This window comes from Serratia sp. TSA_130.1 (assembly GCF_052691795.1).
On the sequence record NZ_JBQZFS010000004.1, the window covers coordinates 37,847 to 60,614 of the forward strand.

Annotated in this window: 19 protein-coding genes; 7 read left to right on the forward strand and 12 right to left on the reverse strand. The window is 58.7% G+C overall.

Annotated elements, in window-relative coordinates:
* Nucleotides 1–14 precede the first annotated feature (14 nt).
* From ACUTQY_RS15810 to ACUTQY_RS15820, 3 genes are all read right to left on the reverse strand, one after another.
* A complete protein-coding gene (locus ACUTQY_RS15810) occupies nucleotides 15–743 on the reverse strand; it encodes a thioesterase II family protein (protein WP_033643089.1) in 729 nt (242 codons plus the stop codon).
* The gene (locus tag ACUTQY_RS15815; RefSeq protein WP_445652998.1) at nucleotides 740–2,347 is read right to left on the reverse strand and encodes an AMP-binding protein; all 1,608 of its coding nucleotides are present in this window, start codon (nucleotides 2,345–2,347) and stop codon (nucleotides 740–742) included. The genes ACUTQY_RS15810 and ACUTQY_RS15815 overlap by 4 nt, the downstream gene beginning before the upstream one ends.
* Nucleotides 2,348–2,647: 300 nt before the next feature.
* Nucleotides 2,648–2,872 (reverse strand): hypothetical protein, encoded by a 225-nt coding sequence (locus tag ACUTQY_RS15820; protein ID WP_033643087.1) that lies wholly within the window; start codon nucleotides 2,870–2,872, stop codon nucleotides 2,648–2,650.
* Between the two features lie 137 nt (nucleotides 2,873–3,009).
* Between ACUTQY_RS15820 and ACUTQY_RS15825 the strand changes: the two genes are divergently transcribed.
* On the forward strand, nucleotides 3,010–5,151 hold the full coding sequence (locus ACUTQY_RS15825; RefSeq protein WP_052752691.1) for a TonB-dependent siderophore receptor: 2,142 nt from the start codon (nucleotides 3,010–3,012) through the stop codon (nucleotides 5,149–5,151).
* Nucleotides 5,151–6,290 (forward strand): ABC transporter substrate-binding protein, encoded by a 1,140-nt coding sequence (locus ACUTQY_RS15830; RefSeq protein ID WP_071845143.1) that lies wholly within the window; start codon nucleotides 5,151–5,153, stop codon nucleotides 6,288–6,290. Before ACUTQY_RS15825 ends, ACUTQY_RS15830 begins: the two co-directional genes overlap by 1 nt.
* Nucleotides 6,291–6,294: 4 nt before the next feature.
* On the opposite strand, the gene ACUTQY_RS15835 is transcribed toward ACUTQY_RS15830, so the two are convergent.
* Entirely contained in the window at nucleotides 6,295–6,903 is a 609-nt protein-coding gene (locus ACUTQY_RS15835; RefSeq protein ID WP_033643085.1) for a TetR/AcrR family transcriptional regulator, read from the reverse strand.
* A gap of 179 nt (nucleotides 6,904–7,082) precedes the next feature.
* Here ACUTQY_RS15835 and ACUTQY_RS15840 point away from each other — a divergent pair, with 179 nt between their 5' ends.
* On the forward strand, nucleotides 7,083–8,624 hold the full coding sequence (locus ACUTQY_RS15840) for an MFS transporter (protein WP_342188388.1): 1,542 nt from the start codon (nucleotides 7,083–7,085) through the stop codon (nucleotides 8,622–8,624).
* A 2-nt stretch (nucleotides 8,625–8,626) separates the two neighbouring features.
* Entirely contained in the window at nucleotides 8,627–10,012 is a 1,386-nt protein-coding gene (locus ACUTQY_RS15845) for an MmgE/PrpD family protein (RefSeq protein WP_033650510.1), read from the forward strand.
* A gap of 45 nt (nucleotides 10,013–10,057) precedes the next feature.
* Here the strand turns inward: ACUTQY_RS15845 and ACUTQY_RS15850 are convergent, their stop codons facing one another.
* Nucleotides 10,058–10,372 (reverse strand): ArsR/SmtB family transcription factor, encoded by a 315-nt coding sequence (locus ACUTQY_RS15850; protein ID WP_042784504.1) that lies wholly within the window; start codon nucleotides 10,370–10,372, stop codon nucleotides 10,058–10,060.
* A gap of 186 nt (nucleotides 10,373–10,558) precedes the next feature.
* Here ACUTQY_RS15850 and ACUTQY_RS15855 point away from each other — a divergent pair, with 186 nt between their 5' ends.
* Together ACUTQY_RS15855 and ACUTQY_RS15860 are read left to right on the forward strand one after the other, a co-directional pair.
* Entirely contained in the window at nucleotides 10,559–10,981 is a 423-nt protein-coding gene (locus tag ACUTQY_RS15855; protein WP_033650398.1) for an MAPEG family protein, read from the forward strand.
* Nucleotides 10,978–11,334: a thioredoxin family protein gene (locus ACUTQY_RS15860; protein ID WP_046687050.1), complete on the forward strand. Its 357-nt coding sequence runs from the start codon at nucleotides 10,978–10,980 to the stop codon at nucleotides 11,332–11,334. Before ACUTQY_RS15855 ends, ACUTQY_RS15860 begins: the two co-directional genes overlap by 4 nt.
* Here ACUTQY_RS15860 and ACUTQY_RS15865 read toward each other — a convergent pair.
* From ACUTQY_RS15865 to ACUTQY_RS15885, 5 genes are all read right to left on the reverse strand, one after another.
* Complete coding sequence (locus tag ACUTQY_RS15865; protein ID WP_046687049.1) at nucleotides 11,315–12,850, reverse strand: phospholipase D family protein; 1,536 nt, start codon at nucleotides 12,848–12,850, stop codon at nucleotides 11,315–11,317. The two genes, ACUTQY_RS15860 and ACUTQY_RS15865, sit on opposite strands and share 20 nt — an antisense overlap.
* Nucleotides 12,851–12,936: 86 nt before the next feature.
* Entirely contained in the window at nucleotides 12,937–13,728 is a 792-nt protein-coding gene (locus ACUTQY_RS15870; RefSeq protein WP_033643079.1) for an AraC family transcriptional regulator, read from the reverse strand.
* 357 nt (nucleotides 13,729–14,085) lie between these two features.
* Entirely contained in the window at nucleotides 14,086–14,403 is a 318-nt protein-coding gene (locus ACUTQY_RS15875; RefSeq protein ID WP_033643078.1) for a cupin domain-containing protein, read from the reverse strand.
* A 233-nt stretch (nucleotides 14,404–14,636) separates the two neighbouring features.
* Nucleotides 14,637–16,607 carry an FAD-dependent oxidoreductase gene (locus ACUTQY_RS15880; protein ID WP_342188366.1) on the reverse strand — a complete coding sequence of 657 codons (1,971 nt, stop codon included), beginning with the start codon at nucleotides 16,605–16,607 and terminating at the stop codon, nucleotides 14,637–14,639.
* 17 nt (nucleotides 16,608–16,624) lie between these two features.
* Nucleotides 16,625–17,797, reverse strand: coding sequence for an MFS transporter (locus ACUTQY_RS15885; protein WP_232092961.1), 1,173 nt, complete (start codon nucleotides 17,795–17,797; stop codon nucleotides 16,625–16,627).
* A gap of 181 nt (nucleotides 17,798–17,978) precedes the next feature.
* On the opposite strand from ACUTQY_RS15885, the gene ACUTQY_RS15890 reads away from it, so the two are divergent.
* Complete coding sequence (locus ACUTQY_RS15890; RefSeq protein WP_046687048.1) at nucleotides 17,979–18,848, forward strand: LysR substrate-binding domain-containing protein; 870 nt, start codon at nucleotides 17,979–17,981, stop codon at nucleotides 18,846–18,848.
* A 90-nt stretch (nucleotides 18,849–18,938) separates the two neighbouring features.
* On the opposite strand, the gene ACUTQY_RS15895 is transcribed toward ACUTQY_RS15890, so the two are convergent.
* The gene (locus tag ACUTQY_RS15895; protein WP_046687047.1) at nucleotides 18,939–20,717 is read right to left on the reverse strand and encodes a bifunctional diguanylate cyclase/phosphodiesterase; all 1,779 of its coding nucleotides are present in this window, start codon (nucleotides 20,715–20,717) and stop codon (nucleotides 18,939–18,941) included.
* Between the two features lie 4 nt (nucleotides 20,718–20,721).
* Complete coding sequence (locus ACUTQY_RS15900; protein ID WP_046687046.1) at nucleotides 20,722–22,602, reverse strand: diguanylate cyclase domain-containing protein; 1,881 nt, start codon at nucleotides 22,600–22,602, stop codon at nucleotides 20,722–20,724.
* Between the last annotated feature and the right edge of the window lie 166 nt (nucleotides 22,603–22,768).

Below are 22,768 nucleotides of genomic sequence, written 5' to 3' on the forward strand. Positions count from 1 at the left end.
CAAATAAGCCAGCGTTACCGGAGCAGCTGGCGGAGAAACGCAGCGGTGTCCTGCGCGAAATAAAAGTGATCGCCCGCGAGGAATTGCACCCGGCTGCCGGGGAGTTCTTTTTCCCACAGCGACAGCGCGGCGCGGCTAACCAACGGATCGTTATCGCCGCCCAAAATGCGTGGCTGCATGTCGGGCAAAGGTTCTGCGCTGAGCGCGCCCAACAGCTGTAGATCTTGCTGTATCAAGCGGGTGACAAGCGGGCGAGTGATCTCATCCAGCGACAGTGCGCCGCTGCTTTCACTGAATGTCAGGATGTCGCCCAACACCTCTTGCCGCAGGCTTTCCTGTTGAAGTATTTTCAGTTCAGAGGGGGCACGCTGGGCCGACAACACGGCGTCGATGTTAAAACGCGACGCTTGTAATGCCGCGGCAACCTGCAGGGCAAACAGCGCGCCCATGCTATGACCGAAAATCACCACCGGCGCGATGCCCAGCGAAGAATGCAACGCATCAACGCAGCGCGTAATGGCTCGCTGCGCCGTTTCCCAAGCCGGCGCGTCTTGCGCGTCTTCTCGCCCGGGATACTGCACGATGAACAGATCCACCTCGTCCGGCAGCAGATCACGCCAGTGCTGATAGAACGCAACGCCGCCGCCGGCATGTGGAAATACGACCAATTGTTTGCTGACCGGTGAACTGCATGGGCGGCTGAGCCTCACCACGCAACCGAGAGACGTGCGCAATGGCGTCATGAGTTCAACCCCGCCGTATTTTTGACCGTCTGTTCCTGGCGCAGCATGTCGCGCAACGTCACGCGATCTATCTTGCCGATCCCTTTCATCGGAATGGTATCGATGACAATCAGCCGCTCCGGCGCCTTGAACGCCGCCAGCCCTTCTTTCTCAAAGAAGCGGCGCAATGCGCTGAGAGTCAGAGTGGCATCCGTGCTGGTGACAAACAGACAAGGCACCTCACCGTAGAGATCGTCCGGCATACCAACGCAGGCGGCTCGCACCACGGCAGGATGCTGTTCAGCCAACTCCTCTATCTCATTGGGACTGAATTTCTCTCCCCCGCGGTTGATCGAATCGTTTACGCGGCCGTCGATGAAAATGTTGCCCGCGGCATCGACGTGCGCCAGGTCGCCGGTACGGTAGAAGCCGTCCGCCGTAAACGCGCTACGATTAGCCTGGGGATTTTGGTAATACTCGGTGAGCGTATAAGGGCCGCGGGTGATCAGTTCGCCTGATTTGCCCACGGGCAAAGGACGGCCGTTTTCGTCGACGATCAGTACTTCATCATGCGGGCTCAACGGCCGGCCCTGAGAGCTGAATCGCAGAGTGTCATCATCGTCAATCGAGTTAAAACACAGCAGCCCTTCGCTCATGCCATAGCACTGCTGCAGGGTAATGCCGAGGTTGCGGGAGGCGGAGGCCGCTAGCTCAGGCGTCACCCTGGCGCCACCCACCTGAACATGCCACAAAGACGTCAGGTCGCGCGGCGTTTGCCGCTGCAGTTCGCTCCATTGAGACAGCAACGCAGGCACCAGCGTGGTGTGCGTCACGCCGCATTGCTCGATCACGTCCAACGCCGTTGCGCTCGCCGACGGGGCGTCGGCGAGCGCAACGGCGCCGCCGCGGGAAAGCGTACCGAGTATACCGGGGCAATTGATGACAAACCCATGCGAAACCGGCATCGCGGCGAAATAGACCGAATGGCTGTCTAAAGCAAACACGTCACAGCCGCACTCGATCATATAGCTGTAGCCGCCATTTTTACGGGCAATCGCTTTAGGTAAACCGGTGGTGCCGCTCGAGAGCAACATGACGGCGGTATCCGACGGCGTCATGGTGGCGGCGTGAAGTGGCGGCGCGGGCGTCAAAGGCGAACAGAAATGTTGCAGGTTTAGGTAACGAGTGTCGTGCCCGGCGTCATCGTAGTCTTCGACCAATATCACATCGATATTGAGACCTTCGGCCAACAGCGTCTGCAAAGCGGCAAGTGGGTTATAGCGACGGGAACCTCGCTGCAGGGCAAATACTTTTGGCGCCGTCAGATGCAGAATGTGCCTCAGCTCTTTTTCTCGATAAGAGGGTAATATCGGCACCGGGATCGCACCGAGCATCAACGAAGAGAGCATGATGACAACCGCTTCACGGGTGTTGCGCAATTGATAGGCGATCCGATCGCCCTTCACAACGCCCAATTGACACAGCTTCAAAGCGGCTGAAGCCACCGCACCGTTCAGCCAGTCGTAAGTGTAAACCTCCCCGTGTTCAAAAAGCGCCGGGCGCTGTCCATGTTGTTGAAGGGCCAGCAATAAACGTTGGTTGATCGAATCCTCAACACTAACCATAGAGACTCCATAATGAGTTAACTCACTGTTTGACTGTTATCTTTCTCAATCACAATTCGTTAAACAAACAGCTTTCGGCACCTCGGTCAGGCGGCGCCATCACTTCTGTATTGGCTCAGAATGAAAAGCAAAACGGACTCAAAAACACTTCATTTTCTGGCCGACATCAAACACCATGACCGACCGTCAGTCAATTACCTTGGCGTTAATTATTTGTAGATCTTATGTTTCACCCCTATCATGTCGTTTTAATCTCCTTTATAAACAACACATTATAAATAATACTTTTTTTATACTTGCTTATGACATTTCAGAAATAAGCTGTTCTAATGAATAGTCTCGCCCTCCCCACAGCGATGGCGCGTTAACACAGCGGGCTTTCAGCAGGGCTTGCAATGCCACCGTTTCCGCCGAACTGAGTGCTAAATCTTGACGCAACTGCCAGCTGCCATCCGCCTCTTGCAGCACATCTTCAGGTACCCCCACCTCAGCCAACAGCGCCAACAAATCATCCAGAGTCTTCATAATGTTATCCAATCGTTAAATGGTATTGATAATTATTCATATTGACCGTCAGTCGGTCAATGAGTATTTTAACGCTTGCCTGAGATGACCAGACTCCCGCCCTCGCAGCGAGACTCTTACTTAAAGAGGGATTTTTTTTGAATAAATTCAACGGATTTCGCCTGCGGAAGGCTTATCTTTGCCCGTTATTGCTGGGCATGATGCCCTGCCTGACCCTGGCGGCCGATGAAGAGTCGATCTGGGTGGTCGCAGAGGGTTCCTCCTCAGACAATGCCCCACTGGGTTATGCCGCACAGCAAGCGACGGTGGCGACCAAAACCCGGTCACCGTTGGTCGACGTGCCGCAATTTGTCTCGGTGGTCAATCGCCAGCAAATGGACGTGCAGTCGGCCGACACGGTTAGCCAGGCGTTGCGCTACAGCGCCGGCGTTGCCGTGGAACGTTTCGGCGCCTTTTCCAGCGGCGTGGACTTCGCCAAAATGCGCGGTTTTGAGGCCGACTACTACCTGGATGGATTGCGCGTCATCGGCAATACCGGCATTTGGGGACCGCAAATTGAAACCTGGGGAGTGCAAAGCGTTGAAGTCTTGCATGGCCCTTCATCCTCGTTATACGGCCAGGGGGGCGCCGGCGGCGTAATTAATATGATTTCCCGACGCCCTTCCACCGCCGAGTCGAATCAGCTTAAATGGGATGTCGGCAATGACCGCTCGCACGCCCTCAGCCTCGATTCCACCGGCGCGCTGACCGATGACGAACGGTGGGTGTACCGCTTCGATGGCCTGGCGGCCACGCGCGGTTCGCAGATCGAAGACACCAGGCAAAAGCGCCTCTTTCTGGCGCCCGCAATCACCTGGCAACCCAATGATCGCACGCGCTGGACCGTGTTGGCTCACTATCTTCGCGAACCCCAATCAGGCTATTACAACACCCTTCCCGCCCAGGTTTTGGGGCTGTTGCCCAATCCGCACGGCAAGATAGATACCGATAGAAATTACAGCGATCCCGCGCACGAGCACTCGAGCCGTACGCAATACGATATGACCTCGCTGCTTGAATTCGAATTGAACGATCGCTGGCGCCTAAAGCAAAACCTGCGCTATTCCCACGTAGACTCGACGGTGCGGCGCGATTTTACGCGCGCCATCACGCCGGACGAGGGACTTTTGACGGCGGTTTATCAGGACGCACCGAGTCAGGCGGACAGCATCGTGATGGATAACCAGACCGAGACGACACTCGTTACCGGCGCCATCGTCCATCAGGGATTGGCCGGGATCGACTTTCAGGCCGGTAAATTGGATAAAGACTGGTGGGGATCGCAAACCGTGACGTTTGATCCCTGGTCCGAACAGTACCGCCCTTCATTCGAACCTATCCCGGTTTCACGCACGTCGACAACGCAACGCTTCCAGCGCACGGGCTTATACGGACAGGACGAAGCCAGCTGGCGCGGATGGCATTTGTTGTTGGGCGGCCGTCATGACTGGTCACGCATGCGTACCAGTGACAATCTGGCCCATACTCAAACGCAAACCAATGACGCAGCCTGGAGCTATCGCGCCGGGTTGAGCTACCCGTTCGACAATGGCCTGGCGCCGTGGGCCAGCGTCTCTACCGCCTTCGATCCGTTGACCGGCACAAACGCTCAAGGCACGCCGTTCAAGCCAACCCATTCCACTCAGTATGAGATGGGGATGAAACTGCAGCCACCCGGCAGCGCAACGATGACCAGCCTGGCGGTCTACCAACTGACGCAGCGCGATGTGAACACCATCGATCCCCTTAATCCCAGTTATTACACCCAAACGGGTGAAGTGCGTTCTCGCGGCGTGGAGCTGGAATCACGGGCGGCGGTGACCGATAACCTTAATCTGATGCTGTCCTATGCCTGGGTCAACAACGTCGTGACTGAGGCTAACGATAGCACGCAGGGGAAACATCCGGTGGGGGTTCCGGCGCAGACCGGCTCGATGTGGCTGGACTATCGCTTTACTAAAGGGCCGCTGCAGGGGCTGCTGATCGGTGGCGGTACCCGCTACCTGGGGGCCAGTTGGGGAGATGGCGCCAACACCTTCAAAGTGCCCGCCGTTTGGCTCGGCGATATGACCGTTCGCTATACGCCGGGTGCCTGGGATCCTCGTCTGTATAATCTGGAGCTGGGATTGACGGTCAACAACCTGACCAACAAATCTTACATCGCCAGTTGCACCAGTGCGCCTTACTGCAGCATCGGCATCGAACGCCGCATCATCGGTTCGATAAGCTGGTATTTCTGATGCACAGACGACGTTTTCTTCAGGTGGCCGCTTTGCTGGCACTTTCTTCGCCTTCACGCTCTCTGCGCGCCCAGGCTGATACACAGATCGTGACCGATATCGTCGGGCGTACGGTGACTTTACGCTATCCTCTGCGGCGTATTTTCCTGGCGGAAGGCAACCTGTTTTATACCGTTGCGGCGCTCAACCCACGCGCGCCGATGGAAAAACTGGTGGGTTGGCGAGACAATTTCCGCACCGCCGACCTGGACAGCTACCGGCTGTATCTGCGCTATTTTCCCGAACTGGCCAAGCTGCCGGCCTTCGCCGGCGTGCAGCAAATGCAATTCGATCTGGAAAGGTTGATCGCCTTGCGGCCCGAAGCCATGTTGCTCAACGCGAATACGCGTTCTGTGCTGGAAACGAGCGGCCTGATGGCTAAGCTTACGGCGGCGAACATCCCCGTGGTGTTTGTCGATATGAGCATCGGCCTGATGAACAACAGCGCCAGAAGCATCGCCATCATGGGGCAGCTGTTTGATAATCCGCAAAGTGCACATAGCCTGATTCGCTTCCGCCAGCGTCATCTCGATACGATCCGCGACACGCTGATGAAACGGGCTCCGCCGCGCCCACGCATAATGATGGAGCGCGCCGCCGGATTATACGAGGATTGCTGCCTGTCTTGGGGCAATGGCAACTACGGCGAGATGGTGGATAGCGCAGGAGGATTCAATTTGGCTCAGACGCATATTCACGGCGTTTACGGCGCATTGAGTCAGGAAACGGTGATCGCTTCCCGGCCCGATAAAATCGTCGTGACCGGCAGTAACTGGAGTCATTACTCGCCCCACGGTGACTGGATCAACCTTGGGCCAGGCGCAGATTTGACGCTGGCAAAAACGCGGCTGGAAAAATTGATGCGACGCCCGGCTTATCGCACCCTGGCCGCGGCAAAGAACGGACAGGCGTACGCCATTTGGCACCCGTTTTACGATCACCCTTTTAATTTCGTCGCGATCGAACGTCTGGCCACTTGGTTCCATCCGTCGCTGTTTGCCGGCGTTGATCCCGAAGCGACTTTTGCTGAACTCTTCGCCCGATTTCTTCCCATTCCGTATCAGCCCGGTTACTGGGTGTCGCTCAAGGCGGCGCCGTAAACGATCAGCGACATCCCAGCAAACGCATGAATTCCTGCGCCAGCGCAGGCCCCAGCCCTTGGCGGTCGGCGTCGGGGTTGACCATGACGTCATCCACGGCACCATGCATGCCGTGATACATCAAGATGGCGGTCAGATGCGGATTCTCCAGACGCCAGGCGCCCGCCGCTGCGCCATCGTTTAAAATCGTCAGGATCTGCTCCAGCACGGCATCACGATCCTGATTGCCTCGGGTATGATAATGATGATCGTGATACAACGCATCGTGCAGTTCCATGCCTTCAAAATAGGTCGCCACGCCGGCATCACACCAGGCTCTCAGACGCGCCAACCAGTCATCCGGCGCGCATTCATCGATAGCCAGCTGAATTTTCTCGATAAAGTGATTGGTGAAACGTATACGTAAAGCGGACAACATTTCATTTTTGGACGGAAAATAGTGGTAGAAGGTCCCTTTGGCGACGTTGGCGTCGCGGACGATATCGCTGATGGTGGTCGCTTCAAACCCTTTTTCGATAAACAGCTTCTGCGCCGCATCCATCAATTCATCCAAGCGCACTTCCGCCGGTTTGGTTCGAGGCTGTGTTTCTTTCATCTTCTCTTTTGTCTTCATATCAACATCCACTAGGAGTCCAGCGGCCATCGTAACCAATGTTGTTGCCATTGACCAGCCGGCCTATCTCAGTGAAATCAATATTTACGCTCCATTGACCGACGGTCAGTCATAATATAGGATGAGAATAGTTTTCACTTTCACCCCCCATCTCAATAAGGAGCCCCACTATGTCCGGTATGCGCAGGATTTCGCTCGTTGCCGCCATCTGTCTGGGTACATTTATGGCGTCGCTTGATATCAGCATTGTCAATGTGGCGCTGCCCACGATGCTGGAATCGCTGCAAACCGACATGTCGGGCCTGCAGTGGGTCGTTGACGCCTATGCCCTTTGCCTTTCCGCGTTAATCCTTTCCTCCGGTCCGCTGGGCGACAGATTTGGCCGTAAGCGTATTTGGCTGTACGGCGTTGCATTGTTTACCGTCGGTTCGATCGTTTGCGCATTCGCCTCCTCTCTCGGCATGCTGCTGACGGGCCGGGTAATACAAGGGATCGCCGGCGCAGCCGTTATCCCTGGGGCATTGTCGTTATTGACTCATGCTTTTCCGGAGGAGCAGTTGCGCACCCGCGCGATCGGGATCTGGTCTTCGGTCAATGCCCTTTCGCTGGTGATTGGCCCGGTTTTGGGCGGCTTGCTGGTGCATACCACCGGTTGGCCAGGCATATTCTGGATCAACATTCCGGTCGGGATCGTCGCGTTGATATTGGGCGGTTGGGGGCTGCGAGAAAGCTCGCATCCTGAGCACGCTGCGCTTGACCCGCTGGGGCAAGGGTTGAGCATCTTGTGGCTTGGCGCGCTGACCTACGGGCTGATTGCCGCCGGAGAATTCGGTTGGCACAGTGTGCAATCGCGTTTTCCGTTGTACGCCGCCCTGGCGCTGTTGGCGCTGTTTCTCTGGGTGGAAACGCGGGTCAAACGCCCCTTGCTGCAGCTGAGCCTGTTTCGCAACGCCGATTTTAGCGGCTATAACCTCGCCTCTTTTGTACTCGGTTTTTCCGCTTACAGCAGCGTCTTCTTCGTCTCGCTATTTCTGCAACAGGCCCAGGGCTGGAGCCCCGCCGACACCGGTTGGCGCATGGCGCCGGAATTTCTCGCCATGGCGCTGGCCGCTTCCGGTTTTGGCCGCCTGTCCGCCAAACTGAGCGTGAACTCGCTGATGATCGTCGGTTATGGCCTGATGGGCGTTGCCCTGCTGTTGCTGACGCAGCTGCACGCCGATTCGCCTTACGCTCTGGTGGCGCTCTATTTGGCCCTGCTCGGTTTCGGCATGGGGCTGTCCATGCCGGCGACAAGCGCCTTGGTGATGCGCACCGTTGCGCCGCAACGTTCCGGGATGGCGTCGGCAACGATGAACGCGCTGCGACAAACCGGCATGACGCTGGGCATCGCCTTGCTGGGCACGCTGATGAGCATGAAAGCGGTGACCACCTTGACTGCGGCTTTGCAAACGCAAGGCGTGGAACAGGCCGCCGCAATCGCCCGGACGGCGGTCATCGAACAACAGCAAACGGCCGTTGATGCATTGAGCACGAGCCGCATGCAAGCGCTGACGCACAGCGCCTTCGCCGATGGTTTCGGGATCGCCATGCTGTGTGCCGGATTACTCAGCATCGTGATGACCGTGTGGCTGCTGATCATGCTGCATCCGCGTTTCCGTCTGCATCCTCAGGCCGGAAACGCCGTGCTGAACAAGTCACCTGAACGACTGAACGAGGAATGAACATGACAAAATTATCGGTCGACCCGATCGAAGAATTGATCGCTTTCGCTTCGCAGGTAGATGCGTGCATGATTCCCCCCGCCGTCCTGGCATTCCAGTGTAAACGGCTCATGGATAATCTTGGCTGTCTCGCCGCCGGCTACGATCAAAGCGGCGTTGACGCGGCGCTGTCGCTGGCCAGACGCTGGAGCGGCAACGCCGAAGCCAGCATTATCGGCAGCGAAGAGCGGCTCGCCGCGCCGCAGGCGGCGTTTGTCAACGCCGTACGCGCTCGCGCGCTCGATTATTGCGACGTGCTTTCTCCTGGCTGGCACCCCAGCTCCTCGGATATTCCTGTGGCCTTGGCGGCTGCGGAACTGTCGGGCGCTTCCGGCCTCGACACCTTGGCTGCGTTGGCCGTTGGGCAAGACTTCGCTCAACGCATCAACCTCGCCGCGCAGGCGAACGGCTTTTTCTACCGCGGATTCGACTCGAACATCCTCGGCCTATTTTCCGGCGCAGCGATCGCCGCCCGCCTGTTGCGCCTGGACCTGCACGCCTTTACCGACGCTATCGGCCTGGCTTTCGATTTTGGCATCGGCACCTTCCAACACTATCAGGACAAGACGCTGGCGGTACGTATCAGCCAGGGATTGGTGGCTCGCCATGCGCTGGAAGCGGTTTTAATGGCGCAGGCTGGAATAAGTGGCCCTAAACGCGTCCTGAGCGGCGAGAACGGATTTTTCAATCTCTATGCCCCGGGCGAACCCGACCTGGGATTGCTGACCCACCAATTGGGCTCCGCCTTTCTGGGTGAAGAAGCGACCTGTTTCAAACTCTACCCGCACTGCAGCATTCTGCTGGCGCTGACCGAAGCGCTGTTGAACGACGGCCCGCATCGGCAGTTGTCCGATCCCGCACGGGCGAAGATCACTCTGCATGCCTCGCCGACCATGCGCATGGTCTGCGGCGCGCCATACGAGCCGCAGAAAACGGCCGAAATCGATGCGCAGTTCAGCGCGCGTTACATCATCGCCAATGCGCTGCTGCGCGGCCAGGCCAGCGCACGTGAATTCAGCGCGGCTTCAGCGACAGAACCTACGGTCGTTGCTCTGGCGCAGCGTATCGAAGTTCATGAACAACATGCCTTCGATAGGTTTGACCGCTTCGAACTACACATCACGCCGGAGCAGGGTGATACGCTGCGGCTCGAGGCCGAGTTCGGCCGCGGCTGGCCGGAGAATCCGGCCGACATGCAGGATATTCGTGAGAAATTTCTTCACTGCTGTGCGCAATCACCCAGTGAGGGATTACGCCTCAATGCGCGAAAACTGATGGCCTGCATCGAGAATCTGGTCGAAGCGCCTTCGTTACAAGCCTTGTTGGCCGCAACGCGAGAAGTGCGCTAGTCCCGACGCACTTCGCCGGCGTCAAAGCGGCGATCGCCGGCCCCCTCACTTCGGCGCGTAAATCTCTCTGAGCGTGGCGATCACTTTCGCCACGTTTGGGTTATCGATACGGTAAAACAGGGTTTGCGCTTCGCGTCGGTACGTTACCAGACCTTCATTGCGCATTTTCGCCAGGTGCTGCGACAGCGCCGATTGGCTGAGCGGCACCAACTGTTGAAGCTCCCCCACGGCAATCTCATCGTGTTTCAATAGCAGGCAAAGCACCAGCAAACGGTGTTCGTTGCCTATCGCTTTCAACAGCCTGGCGGCCTCAATCGCCCCTTCATTCAAAAAGGGATCCTGCTTAGCTTTTGCATTCATGGTCAATCACGGCCCCGTCATCATTCAGCCGCATTATAGCGGCTTTCAGGCGCCGGCACAGCATTACATTAGCATCCATTAAATTAGTCATTGCTAATTTATATAATTCTAATATAGCCTTGTATTCAAGCCGAGCGGCTCTCCCTGAGGCCGCAGGCTCTTTCCCAACACAAGTGAGAATGCGTTATGAATATGCCAACCCTGGTACTGCTGGCGTTTGCCGGCTGGACATTATTGATTCTATTCGGCACCGTCGGCGTTTATCGCTGGTCCCGAATTTTAACCGGCCGCGCCACGGTCAGCGAATGGCAAGCGAATAAACCGCAGGGCAGCGATGGCTACCAGCGCGCCATTGCGGCGCATCGTAACTGCATTGAAAATTTGCCGGTTTATACCGCCCTCGTTGTAGCGATAGCCGCATTTCAGGTGGAAAGCACGACGCTGAATGTCTTGTCTCTGGTCCTGCTCGGCGCGCGCATGGCGCAGAGTCTGGTTCACATCGGTTTCGAGCAGACGGAGAAAGTCGCCACCTGGCGCTTCGCTTTCTTTTTCACGCAAATCGTCACGATGATTTGGATGGGGATAGAGATCGTCAGGAGCCTGCCATGACGATCACGAACCTGGCAGAGCCCCATGAGGTGACCCGTTTCCTCTATGACGCAGACAAACCCGAGGGGCAGCGGGCCATCCTCTACTTTTCCGCCTCCTGGTGCCGCCCTTGTCAGAATATGCAGGGGATCGTCGAACAGCTGCACCGTCACGCCAACGAGATCGCCTTCGGCCGCATTGACGTCGCGCAGGCGCCGACGGTCGCCCCTGCGTTCGGCATCAAGTCCGCGCCCTCCCTCGCCCTGTTTGAGGATGCGCGCCTCATCGCAATCATCGCGGGCGAGGTTCCCTTGCAACGGCTGTTACACCGGGTGGCGACAGCCTTCGCCGGCGTTACAGCATCCACTCGATAGGCAGCCAGCCGGCCACGGTAAGAACGATGCGTTTTACCCAGCCGGCGCCGGGTTCTTGCTGGTGCACCTGGGTGTGGCCGTCTTCGAAGGCTTCTTTCCACACCATTTTGCCTTCGGGTGTCAATACCGGCCGATAGGCGGCGTATTCGAGCGGGCCATCAAACAGTTGGCGGGTGTCGGCCGCCAGCGACGGGCTATCGATCAAGAATCCCATTTCGCAGTTCAGGTGCGCCGAGCGCGGATCGAAATTGAACGAGCCGATAAACACCCGTTTGTCATCGATGGCGAAGGTTTTAGCATGCAGCGCCGCACCGGACAGCCCCAGCGGCTTGAGTTCCTTGCGCCCCGTCGGTTGCCCGGCGCGCAGCTTCAGCTCGAACAGCTCGACGCCCGCCTGCAGCAGCTCACGCCGGTATTTGGCGTAGCCGGCGTGGACCACCAGCACGTCGGTGGTGTTCATCGCGTTGGTCAGTACGCGGATGGATTTTCCCTGCTTGGCAAGCGATTCAAAGAAGGTTGCCCCTTCCCGCCCCGGCACGAAATAGGCGGAGACCAGATCCAATTGCCGGCTGACGCCGCCGATGATCTTGCCCAGCTGCGTCACCATCAAGCGATCGCGCGACGCTTTGCCCAATCCCTTCGCCGGATCGTCGGCCACCAGCTCTACCTGGGTGAATTCCGGCTGCACGGCGCCATCACGAAAGCGCACCGCACTGGTTTCCAGCTGCACCGCCAATTTACGGGCGCGCTCGCTGGTTTCGGTTGCGGCGGCCTGCGTCAGGAATGCCGAGAGGTTGCCCTGGCCCCGGATAATTTGCTCAACGCCGAATACCGAGGCGCTGTTCCAGTAGCGATCGAAGACATCGGCGGTCTCCGCCACCACGCTGCCGACGCTCAACACGTCGAGATCGAGGAAATAGTTCTCGTCGCCGACCTGGAAATACTCATCGCCAATGTTGCGGCCGCCGATGATCGCCACGGCGCCGTCGACGATGTAGGACTTGTTATGCATGCGCCGGTTCATGCGCATAAAGTCGAAGGCGTAACCGGCCAGCTTCGGCGTACGCACGGTAGACGGGTTGAACAGACGGATCTCGACGTTTTTCTGCGCGTTCAGCGCCGCCAGCGTCTCATCCATGGCGACGCCGTTATCGTCCAGCAGCAGCCGCACACGCACGCCGCGTTGGGCCGCGTCATACAGGGTTTTCAGCAGGATCTGCCCGGAGGTGTCGTTATGCCAGATATAGTACTGGGCATCGATCGACCTTTCCGCCATCCGCGCCAACGCCAGGCGGCTGGCGAACGCATCGTGGCCGCTGACCAGCGGCACCACGCCGCTCAGGCCGGGGTGTGCCGCCATCTGTTCGGCGGCCCGCGCCGGCAATAGCGCGGCAGGATCCGCCGGCAATGCCGCCTGCGGTGAACGTTGGGAAATATCCGGCAAACGAAAGATGACTCTTGCCGCAATAATGGCGATCGTCACGGCGATAATCAGGTACACGACAATTTTTATCACGGGAAGCGGCCTCGGAGGTTGACTGCTTTGCTTTATACGTCATTAGGTTGCTTCAATCTATAGGAGAAGCGCGCTCTGCAATACGGCTATAGCGTAAAGCGCGAAGGCGAAACGCCAAACAGTTTTTTAAACGCCACCGAATAGGCGCTGTGGCTCTCATAACCGCTTTCGAAAGCGGCGTGTATGATGGAGTGGCCGGCCAACAGCAGCGGAATGGACGACAGCAGCCGCAGACGCTGTTTCCACTGGCCAAAGGTGATGCCGGTTTGTTGAGTAAAGTGACGCTGGAAGGTTTTCGCGCTGATCGACAGTGAATCCGCCCAGATCTCAATGCCGCGATCGTCGGCCGGCGTGATGACCAACTGCCGGCAAATGGCGGCCATTCTCGCTTCCATCGGCCAAGGGAGATGCAGCGCCAGCTGTGGCTGCAGGCTCAGTTCCTCGAGGAACAGCGCTCTGAGCAGCGCGTGGCGTTTGGTTTCCTCGCCCTCGGGTGCCAGCGTCGCCAGTTGGGCGATCAGCTCCCGCAGCAGCGGTGACACCTGCAAAACGCCGTCGCGCAACGGCAACCGCGCGGCGGTGAATTCATCGACAAAAATCCCGTAAACGCAGATATTGCTCTGCATGACCAGTTGATGCTCCACCCCCGGCCGCAGCCAGACTGCGGTGGTTGGCGGCACGATCCAACGCCCGCTGCCCGCCTCGACCGCCATCACTCCCTGTTGCGAATAGAGCAAATGGCAACGTTTATGCGAGTGGAAAGGAACGACAAAGCCTGCCGGATAGTGTTTCACCAGCCCTGTCACCTCGAACGAGGAATTCTCGTGGCTGCTGAGGTTGATGCGTTTCGTTTCGGCGTTGTCGACTTCGAATCCCATGGTCGTTTGTCCCTTTTGATAACGCGAATGTCTTTTATTTGATAGAGAGGCCGCATGATCCTCCATATAGTGACGTTCTCGCAAGCCACACCAGGGGCCTTATGCGAATAAACTCACTATGACACCCACATTTCATCGTTCTGCGTGGTAACGGGGCGATGACATTGTGCATGCGCTGCACAATGGCGGCAACGTTGCGGGGGCGACGGAGGCCGAAAGTGATGGAAAGGGAAAGCGCGGTGGATTGAATCAGGAGGTTTATGCCTAGTCAGCAGGTAGCTTAGCCTGGGGGGCGGCTCAATGCTGAAGGGATAGGGAGAGCGCCTAGGCTCTCCGCTATCCCTTCTTGTCAATACGTCAACGGGCCAGTTCGGCGCCGTCCAGCTCGGAAATCGCCAGACAAATCACTTCCGTTATGGCCTCTACCGTATAGGCGGTATTGGCAGGAATGATTAACATCTCATGAGGTTGCAGCGTCTGATCGTCAACCTTCAGTTCACCGCTCAGCACCATCAGTTTCACCCATCCCGGATGAAAACGCGCCGGTTGTCGGCTGCCCGCATCCAGCTTCAGCAACGCCGTATGGCCCGGCGTCTCCCGTTTCAAAATATGAAAGCGCACCCCATCGTAAGGCATGTTTTCGTAATGCAGTGACGCCAGTGTTCTCTTATGCATGGTAAGTGTCCTCGTGACCTGTGAGTAGCTGCTCTGCCTTCGGTCGCCGTAAAAACGTTTGGCGGCTGTCCCTACCGAAAGCACCGTCTCGCAGCCTCTTGGCGAACGGATTAACTGTCGTGCTTGCAGCGGCCTGTACGGCCACCGCTTCATGCCTAACCTGCCTCAGGCATGCTAATAAATATATAAGAGCCTCGCCAACGGCGCAAAAAACCACTGTAACGTTGAGCGCATTACGGTGTTAATCCGTAGTCGGAAAGATTATCCAGCAGCCCGATCAGAGAGAAGAACAGCGCCGTTTGCCGAGGATCGCGCCAGCCATCGGCAAAGTCCGCCATCAGCCACAGGACTTCGTCGAGAAACAGATGCTCTACCGCCTGATGCCAGCTTTGCACTTCGCCGGCCGTCAACGCGACAGACTCACCGTACCCCGTCAAAAACAGCCGCCATTCCCGTACGGTGAACACGCGGTCGGGCGCCGAGTCCAGCGCGTTGTGGAACAGCAGCAGGACCAGAGCCAGATCGAACACGCGCGGCAAAAACAGCGCGTTATCGGGGTCGATCAGCACTGGCCTATCCTGCGCGACATAAATCAGATTATCGGCTTTAAAGTCATAGGGCGTTTCCACGCAAGGGAGATCCCGTGCGCTAAGCGCCGTCTGCCGCCCGGCAATCTGCAGCATACGCGTTTTTAGCGCCTCGATGTCGAGCGTCAGCCCCTGGCTTGCCGCATGACTGGCGATCTCGGCCAGATCCGCCGAGATATCGTCTTCAGTCAGTGCATACTCGTCATAAACCGCCAGCCCGGCGTTATTGTTTGCCGAAGATAACGCGTGGATCCTTCCCAACAGCCTGCCCGCCGCGATAATCTGCTCATCGCGGCCCGCATATTTTTCTCCCGCCACAAAGGGATAAACCACCCACATACTGCCCGCTATCTCTTGCGGACAGGCCGTCGGCGCCACGACGTCAACGCCCTGACGACGCAACGCGGTGAGATACGCCGCCAGCGCCTGGGCTTCGCCCGACGTCGGACGGGTGCGCTTCAGGACGTGCTCCCCTATCTTATAAACCGGCGCATAGGGATAAAGACTGAGCGGCGGCTGCGCGGTATCCAGCGCGAACCGACCGGCAATCGCGATGATATCCCCCCCTTCACCCCCATCATCAATAAATCGCGCCGGGCGGTAACCGTGAGGAATGGCGGGATTAACGCCGTGCAACAGCTCGTCGCTGACCAGCCGACCCAACGTCGGAGCGCACATCACGGCCGGATGCATCACCGCCACATAGAGACAGGTGGCGCCCAGCGGCCCGAGGATGGGATAACCGTCGCGCGGCCTGGGGCGCAGCCCCACCGAACACGCCTGCAGTTGCAATGGCGCCGAGCCGTGCAGGCGGTTTTGAATCGCCGATCGCGCGTCCTCTTCCACGCGTTTGACATCGCCGCCCGCAGGATAATCCTCCGCCGCGAGCAGATCGCCATTTTGCGCATGACGCACTTCGATGTCGTCGCCCGCAATCAGCGTGTTCACCGCCTGCGCCGCCGCGTGATAGCGCAACAAAATTGCCGGCGACGCCTCGATCGACAACGAGAATTCGCTGCCGTCCAGCAGCGCCGAGATCCCCGTACCGCAGGCGAGCACTACCCGTTCGGCGGCGATCGCGCCCTCCTCGGTAACGATGCCGGTTATCTGACCACCGACCTCGCGCAGAAATCCGCTGACCGCACGTCCCAGAAGCAACTCGCCGCCCAACGCGCCCACCCGTTCGAGCAGCCGCTGTGTCACTTCTTGCGGATCGACCGCGCCATCGCGCGCCGCAAAATAGGCCTGGCTATCGGGCAGCCCGAGCGCCGGCTCCAGCGCCATCACCTCGGCGGAGGACAGACGCCGATTGTCGGGGTTTTGCGTCGCCGGCGCCTGACCATAGCTGAGCGCGCCGGACCAATTCACCCACAATTCCGGGATCTCCTGCGTCAGCCGCACCCAGTCAGCCACGATCTCGCGCCGCAGAAACGCGTCGGGAGCGCCCTCTGGCACACCTTCGCTGATCCAGCCGAACGAGCTGCCTGTGGCCCCCGCCGCGGGATGCGCCTGCTCAACGACGATAACGCGCTGCCCCTGACGCGCGAGATGATAGGCGATCGATGCCCCGACAATCCCGGCGCCCACGATAACAATGCGTGATGATGTTCCATTCATTTAATGATGTCCGTACCTCATTTCAAATGTTGTCGCCAAAGCAAGCAGGCCGCCAGACAGGCTACCCCGCCGCCGCAGGCCAATACGGCATAAGACGCGCCCCAACTGTGGGTGGTATCCATCACCACGCCAAAGGAGAAAGGGGCGAACGAACCGATGCCGAACCCCAGCAACGATCGCCAGCCCATCACGCTGCCGAGCTGTTGCGGCGGTACGTTGTCCGCCATCGCGGCCGACAGCACGCCGGAGTCGCCGAGAATAAAGAAACTGCCGATGCTGACGAGCAGCAGCGTCCAGCCCGGCCCCCAGTTCGCCGACCCTCCCATCAGCAGCGAACCCAATGCGCCGGCGGCGCCCATAAACATCAGCACCGACGCGCGATTGAAATAGTCGGAAACGGTGCCGACAATCAGCGTGGCGATCATGCCGGCCAGGTGGATCACCGCCGCGACGATCAATCCGGCGCTGAGCGGATCCAGAGAGAAACCGCTCAACGCCTCGCTGACCAGGCTGGGCGCCCAGGCCCAGTTGCCGAGCAGTTCCCAGCTGTGGGCGATATACCCAATCAGCAACAGCAGGGTCGCATAGGTGATAGCATAGCTCTCACGTTTCGTCTTCCTCCCCAGCATGCGCGGCTGCGGTTCCCGATAACCGACCAGGGCCAACGATCCCGCCAGCGCTCCCAGTAACGCACCGGCGGCGCACAGAGAAAACGCCACGCCGGCGCCCCAGCGCATGGCGCTCCAACCGGCGATGAAAACCGACAGAAAATACCCCAACGAACCGGCCGCCAGCACCATGCCGATGGCATAACCGCGCCGCGCCGGACCGTTCATCCCCATCGCCAACAGCAGCGCCGGTGTATAAGCCCCGCCCTGCGTCAAACCGACGAAGGCCATCAACACCAACGCGCTGAGATAAGAATGGGCAAATACGGCGAACAGCATCAACGCAGCGGCGCCCAGCCAGGAGAACAGCAGATAAACCCGGCGGGCGCCCAACGAATCACACCACCAGGAGGCCACCAGCAACGCCAGGGCGTTGGTCAGGCTGAACACCGTCTGCACCGTGCCGGCGGAAGCGGCGTCGAGCTGCCACTCGCTCCTGATGGTCGGCAGCGCGCCGGCGAACATCATGGTGCCCAGACACAGACCCGCCCGGCTCACGCAAAGCAGATAAAAAGCCCGCATTTCAGCGCCGCCTCCCTGCCAACCGCAGGGGGAGAATAACGCCATTAACACACATGACCGATAGCCAAAAGATCCGCATCATAAACTCAGCAATCAGAAGGAGATGCCTCATCATAGTGAGCAAAATCAAAGGCTGACAAACGATCTTTCTTCCCCCATTTGGTTGAGCTAGACTCAACCTATGAAAAAAATCCACTCCCTGCCGCACCTGTCCGCTTTCGAAGCCGCCGCCCGTCTCGGCAGCTTCAGCGCCGCTGCGGATGAGCTGTTTCTCACCACCGGCGCGGTCAGCCGCCATATTCGCAGTCTCGAAGCACAGCTGGGGATCACGCTGTTTTATCGCGGACACAAATCCGTGCGGCTGACGCAGGCCGGTGAGAACTTTTCCCGCACCGCGTCCCGGGTGATAAGCGAACTGTATGCCGCGGAAAGCGCACTGAAAGCGAGCGCCGGCCGGCAGCGGCTGGTGGTGCACAGCCTGCCGACGTTCACCATGCACTGGCTGATGCCGAAGCTGGCGGCGTTCAATGAGATTCATCCGGAGGTCGCGATTGATATCACCACCAGCACAGGGGCCGTCGATCGCAATACGCCGTTTGATCTGGCGATCCGGCGCGATCCCGCGCACTTCTCCGGGCTGAAAGCGATCCCTTTTCTGCAGGAAGAGAGCCTGTTGGTCTGCAGCCAGAGCTACTTGCGCGCCATGCCGGTCAGTGCGCCCGGCACGCTGGCCGGGCATACCGCTATCCGCATCCGCGCCCGTGAGGATTTATGGCACAGCTGGCTGAATACCTACCCGACGGCGTTGGACGCCTCGCCGCCGCCGCTCACGCTCGACCATACCTTCGCCGCCATTCAGGCGGCCGAGGACGGCCTGGGGCTGGCCGTTGTGCCTTATTTGTTCTGCGCCAAACACCTGTCGTCCGGCCGACTGGTGTCGCCTTTCCCGACGCTGACCATCCGAACCGGCGTCTATTCTCTGCTGCTGCGCGACCGGGACGATGACGTCGTGAGAACATTCGCCGCCTGGCTGCGCACTTACCAGGCCTGACCGGGTGACGACATTGACGGACAGTCATGGCCTGCGCCTGGGTGAGAATCGCCGGCGATTTCCGGTTGGCGCGCCATGAGCGGCGCTGCCTCAGGCATTTCGCCGCTGCTGCCCGTGAATGTCGACGAGCGCGCACAGCTTTTCCAACGTCACCGCCGGTGAAAAATAGAAGCCCTGTACGACATCGCACCGATACTCGGTCAGGTAGTGGAGTGACTCCAGGTCTTCCACCCCTTCCGCCAAGACTTCATAGTTGAGTTTATGCAGCATATCGATGATGCTTTGCACGATGATGCGGCTTTCCGCATCGCTCTTCAGCTTTCTTATCAGGGAGGTGTCCAGTTTGACGACGTCGGCGGGGATATGGCGCAGATAGTTTAAATTGCTGTAGCCGGCGCCGAAATCATCCAGCGCGATGCGATGCCCGTTGGCCTTGAGCGCATGCAGACAGGCCAACGCCGCGCTGCTTTCCTGAATGCGTTGCGACTCCAGGCACTCTATCTCAATGTCCCCCGCCTGCAGCCCGCGCCGGGTGATGGCTTCATTCAACCGCGCCGCAAAGTGCCGCTCGGCCAGATTGCCGGCCGTCACGTTGATCGAGATGGGAAACGCGATCCCCGCTTCACGCATCAACAACAACTGTTCAATCGACTGCGCGATGACAAACTCGGTCAACGGTTTGATCAGCGAGGTATTTTCCACCAGCGGAATGAACTCCCCCGTCGGGATCGCCCCCCAACGTTCATGCCGCCAACGCAGCAATGCTTCCGCGCCGACGATCCTGCCGCTCGCCAAATCAATCTGCGGTTGGTATTCCAAAAATAGCCCGCGATTATTTTCCTTCAGACTCTGCGCCAACTCATTAAAAATATTGAAATTATGCTTGCGCGCCGCATCCTTCGGCTCGCTATAGAGGGAGACGGCTCGCCCCTCGTCGATCGAATCATGCAGCGCGCTGGTCGCCTGGCGCAAAATCTCGGGAGGATCGGCATGCGGCGCGGAAAACAACGCATAACCGGCATTAAGCTCCAGGCGCAGCGGCACGGCGCCTCTCACTTCGTGATGCAAACGGTCGGCGCAACGCAACAGATCGCGCTTCGCCTGCGGCATGTGCTGCGCCTCGATAATGACGGCGAAACGTCCGGGCGCGATGCTGTACAGCATGCGCTCACTGAGAAACGTCTCTTTCAGGAAATGGCTGATATCCCCCAGCAGTAACTCTACCGTAGACAGGCCGAAGGAACGCGCCATCTCGTAGGCGTATTGGATATCTATCGTATCGAACAGCAATAACGCGTATTTGCCCGTGTCCGGTAAATTGCCGAGTTCCCCCATCAGCCGCTGTCGATTGGGCAAGCGAGTGATGGCATCGACCAGGCCGATCTCACTCTGCGCTTCGATCAGCTCGCCGACGATGGTGGCCATGCTGCGCAGCAGTTCGACCTGACGGCGAGTCAGATGCTTTGGCTGCGAACCCACGAGGCAGAACGCGCCGATCGTATAGCCTTCGCGGGTGCACAGCGGGATGGCGGCGCAGTGGCGGATCGCCGCGGCGCCGTTGACCATGGGATCCGAGGCAAAGCGTTCATCCGCATGGGTGTCCGGACAAATCAACGCCTCGCCGCTCAGACGAACGAAATTGAACAAGGGGCTGACGAAATCGATCTCCTCGAACCCGACGTCAATGTGCTCGCGGATCCAAATCTTGCGCGTTCCGTGCAGGTAAATGAGGCAGCCCTCGGCCTGTAACAGCTTGCAGGTGATCGTCAGCACCTGATGGATCGCGTCGTCATGGCCGGCGCCCAACCCCGCCAGCGCATCGATGGCCGCCAGGCGCTCGTCTTCGTTCTTACTGAGATGTCGTAACATTGGCTCATAGCTCACAGATGGCGTAAGTGCCTTTGCCGGCGGATTTCGCCTGATACATCGCGCCGTCGGCGCTGGCCAGCAGCATTTCCGGCGTCACGTCCCCACTCGCAGAGATAGCGGCGCCAATGCTGGCGGACAGGCAGACCTTCTGCTGACCGATCTGCGAAATACCGGCCAGCTCCGCCAACACCTTTTCGCAAAACGCGCTGACCTCAGGCCGCGGCGCTGTCAGCGGCCACAGGATCACCGTGAACTCGTCGCCGGCCAGGCGCGAGACGCTGTGCCGTTCGTCGGCGCAAGCGCTGAGCAATTTGGCGAACGTCTTCAGGATCAGATCGCCGAAGTCATGGCCGTAACTGTCGTTCATGCCCTTAAAACCATCGAGATCGATGAACAACAGGGCCATCTGCCGCTGATGACAGCAGACTTGCAACGTGCCCGACAACCGGCGCAGAAATGCGCGTCGGTTGGTCAACCCGGTCAGCATGTCGTGCGTGGCGTCATATTCCAATCGTTGCTGCAGCCGCTTCAACTCGGTGATATCCATGGAGAGAATGTAAAAGCCCTGAGCCTCGCACGGCACCAGCGTGGTATGGATCATCAGCAGCCCCTGCTGGGTCTGCAATTCGTTTTCGAAGCTGACCATTTCGCCCGCCAAAGCCCGCGCGATCATCGGCCGGGCCATCTGATACACGCTTTCCCCCATGAACTCGCGCACCGTCATGCCCTGCAGGCTGGCCTCTTCCAGACCAAACCAGGTCTTATAGGCGCTATTGGCGAACAGGTAGCGTTCATTGGCGTCGATTTGGCTGATTAACGCCGGCATATTGTCGGTAATGGCGCGCAGGCGTTCTTTTTCCGCACTGAGCTGAGATTCGGCGAGCACCCGGGTTTCTATCTCTTCGTTAAGCTGTTTGACCACCACGTTAAGCTCATGCGTACGAATTTCGACGCGTTCTTCCAGCTCATGCTGCAAGGCATACAGGTCGGCCTCCGCCGCCTTGCGCTCGCTGATATCGACGATGACCGAGATGAAATGATCCGGCTTGCCGTTCGGCAGCCGATTCAGCGCCACCGTCAGTTCCACCCATACGATCGTGCCATCGGCGCGGAAATAGCGTTTCTCCAGCGAGTAGGTGTCGATCTCGTTTCTCAGCAACTGCTGCAGTTTTTCCAGATCGGTGTTGAGATCGAGCGGATAGGTAATGTCCTGAAAGGTGCGATCCATCAGCTCGCGCTCGGAGTATTGCAGCATTTCACAGATGCGCGGATTGACCCGCAGCCAATACCCCTGCAGCGAAACCAGCGCCATGCCCACCGCCGCCTGAGAGAAAGTCTGTTCGAATAACGCCTCCGTGCGCTGCAGATCGGATTTCAGGTTTTCGGTATAGACGTTGCGTTCGATGCTCTGCAGATACTCTTCCACCACCGCGGCGAAGTCACGCAGGTCGGCCAGTTTATCTTGAGGAAACGACTGCGGGTGGCTGTCGATAATGCATAGCGTGCCGAGCGGCAACCCGTCGAGGGACAGCAGCTGTTGCCCGACGTAGAAGCCGATGCGCGGGCCACCGACCACCAGTGGGTTATCGAAAAAGCGCGGATCCTGCGCGGTATCGGGCACCACCAGCGCTTCGCGTTGCAGGATGGCATGGCCGCAGAACGAGATGTTGCGCGGCGTTTCCCGGACATCCAGGCCATAACGTGATAAAAACCATTGACGATCGCGGTCGATCAGTGACACCAGCGCAATGGTGACGCCGAAATATTTCGCAGCCAGCCGCGTGATGCGATCCAGCTTTTCTACTGAGTTCGAATCCAGCACGTTCAGCGAATCCAATACCGACAGGCGTTCGGCTTCGTTTTCGGGGAAGCATGGCTCGAGCATGTTGACTCCCATTGTGACACCCACGGATCCGGTGCAGCCGGCCGGCGTGATTCCGTTCAGCCTATCCGTCGGTTAGCGGCAAATATCCTTGTCCATCATAGACTCACTCAGTATCAATCCGATTATGCATTCTCGCCAGCTTTGCCGGGCGTTGCGTTTGCCACCG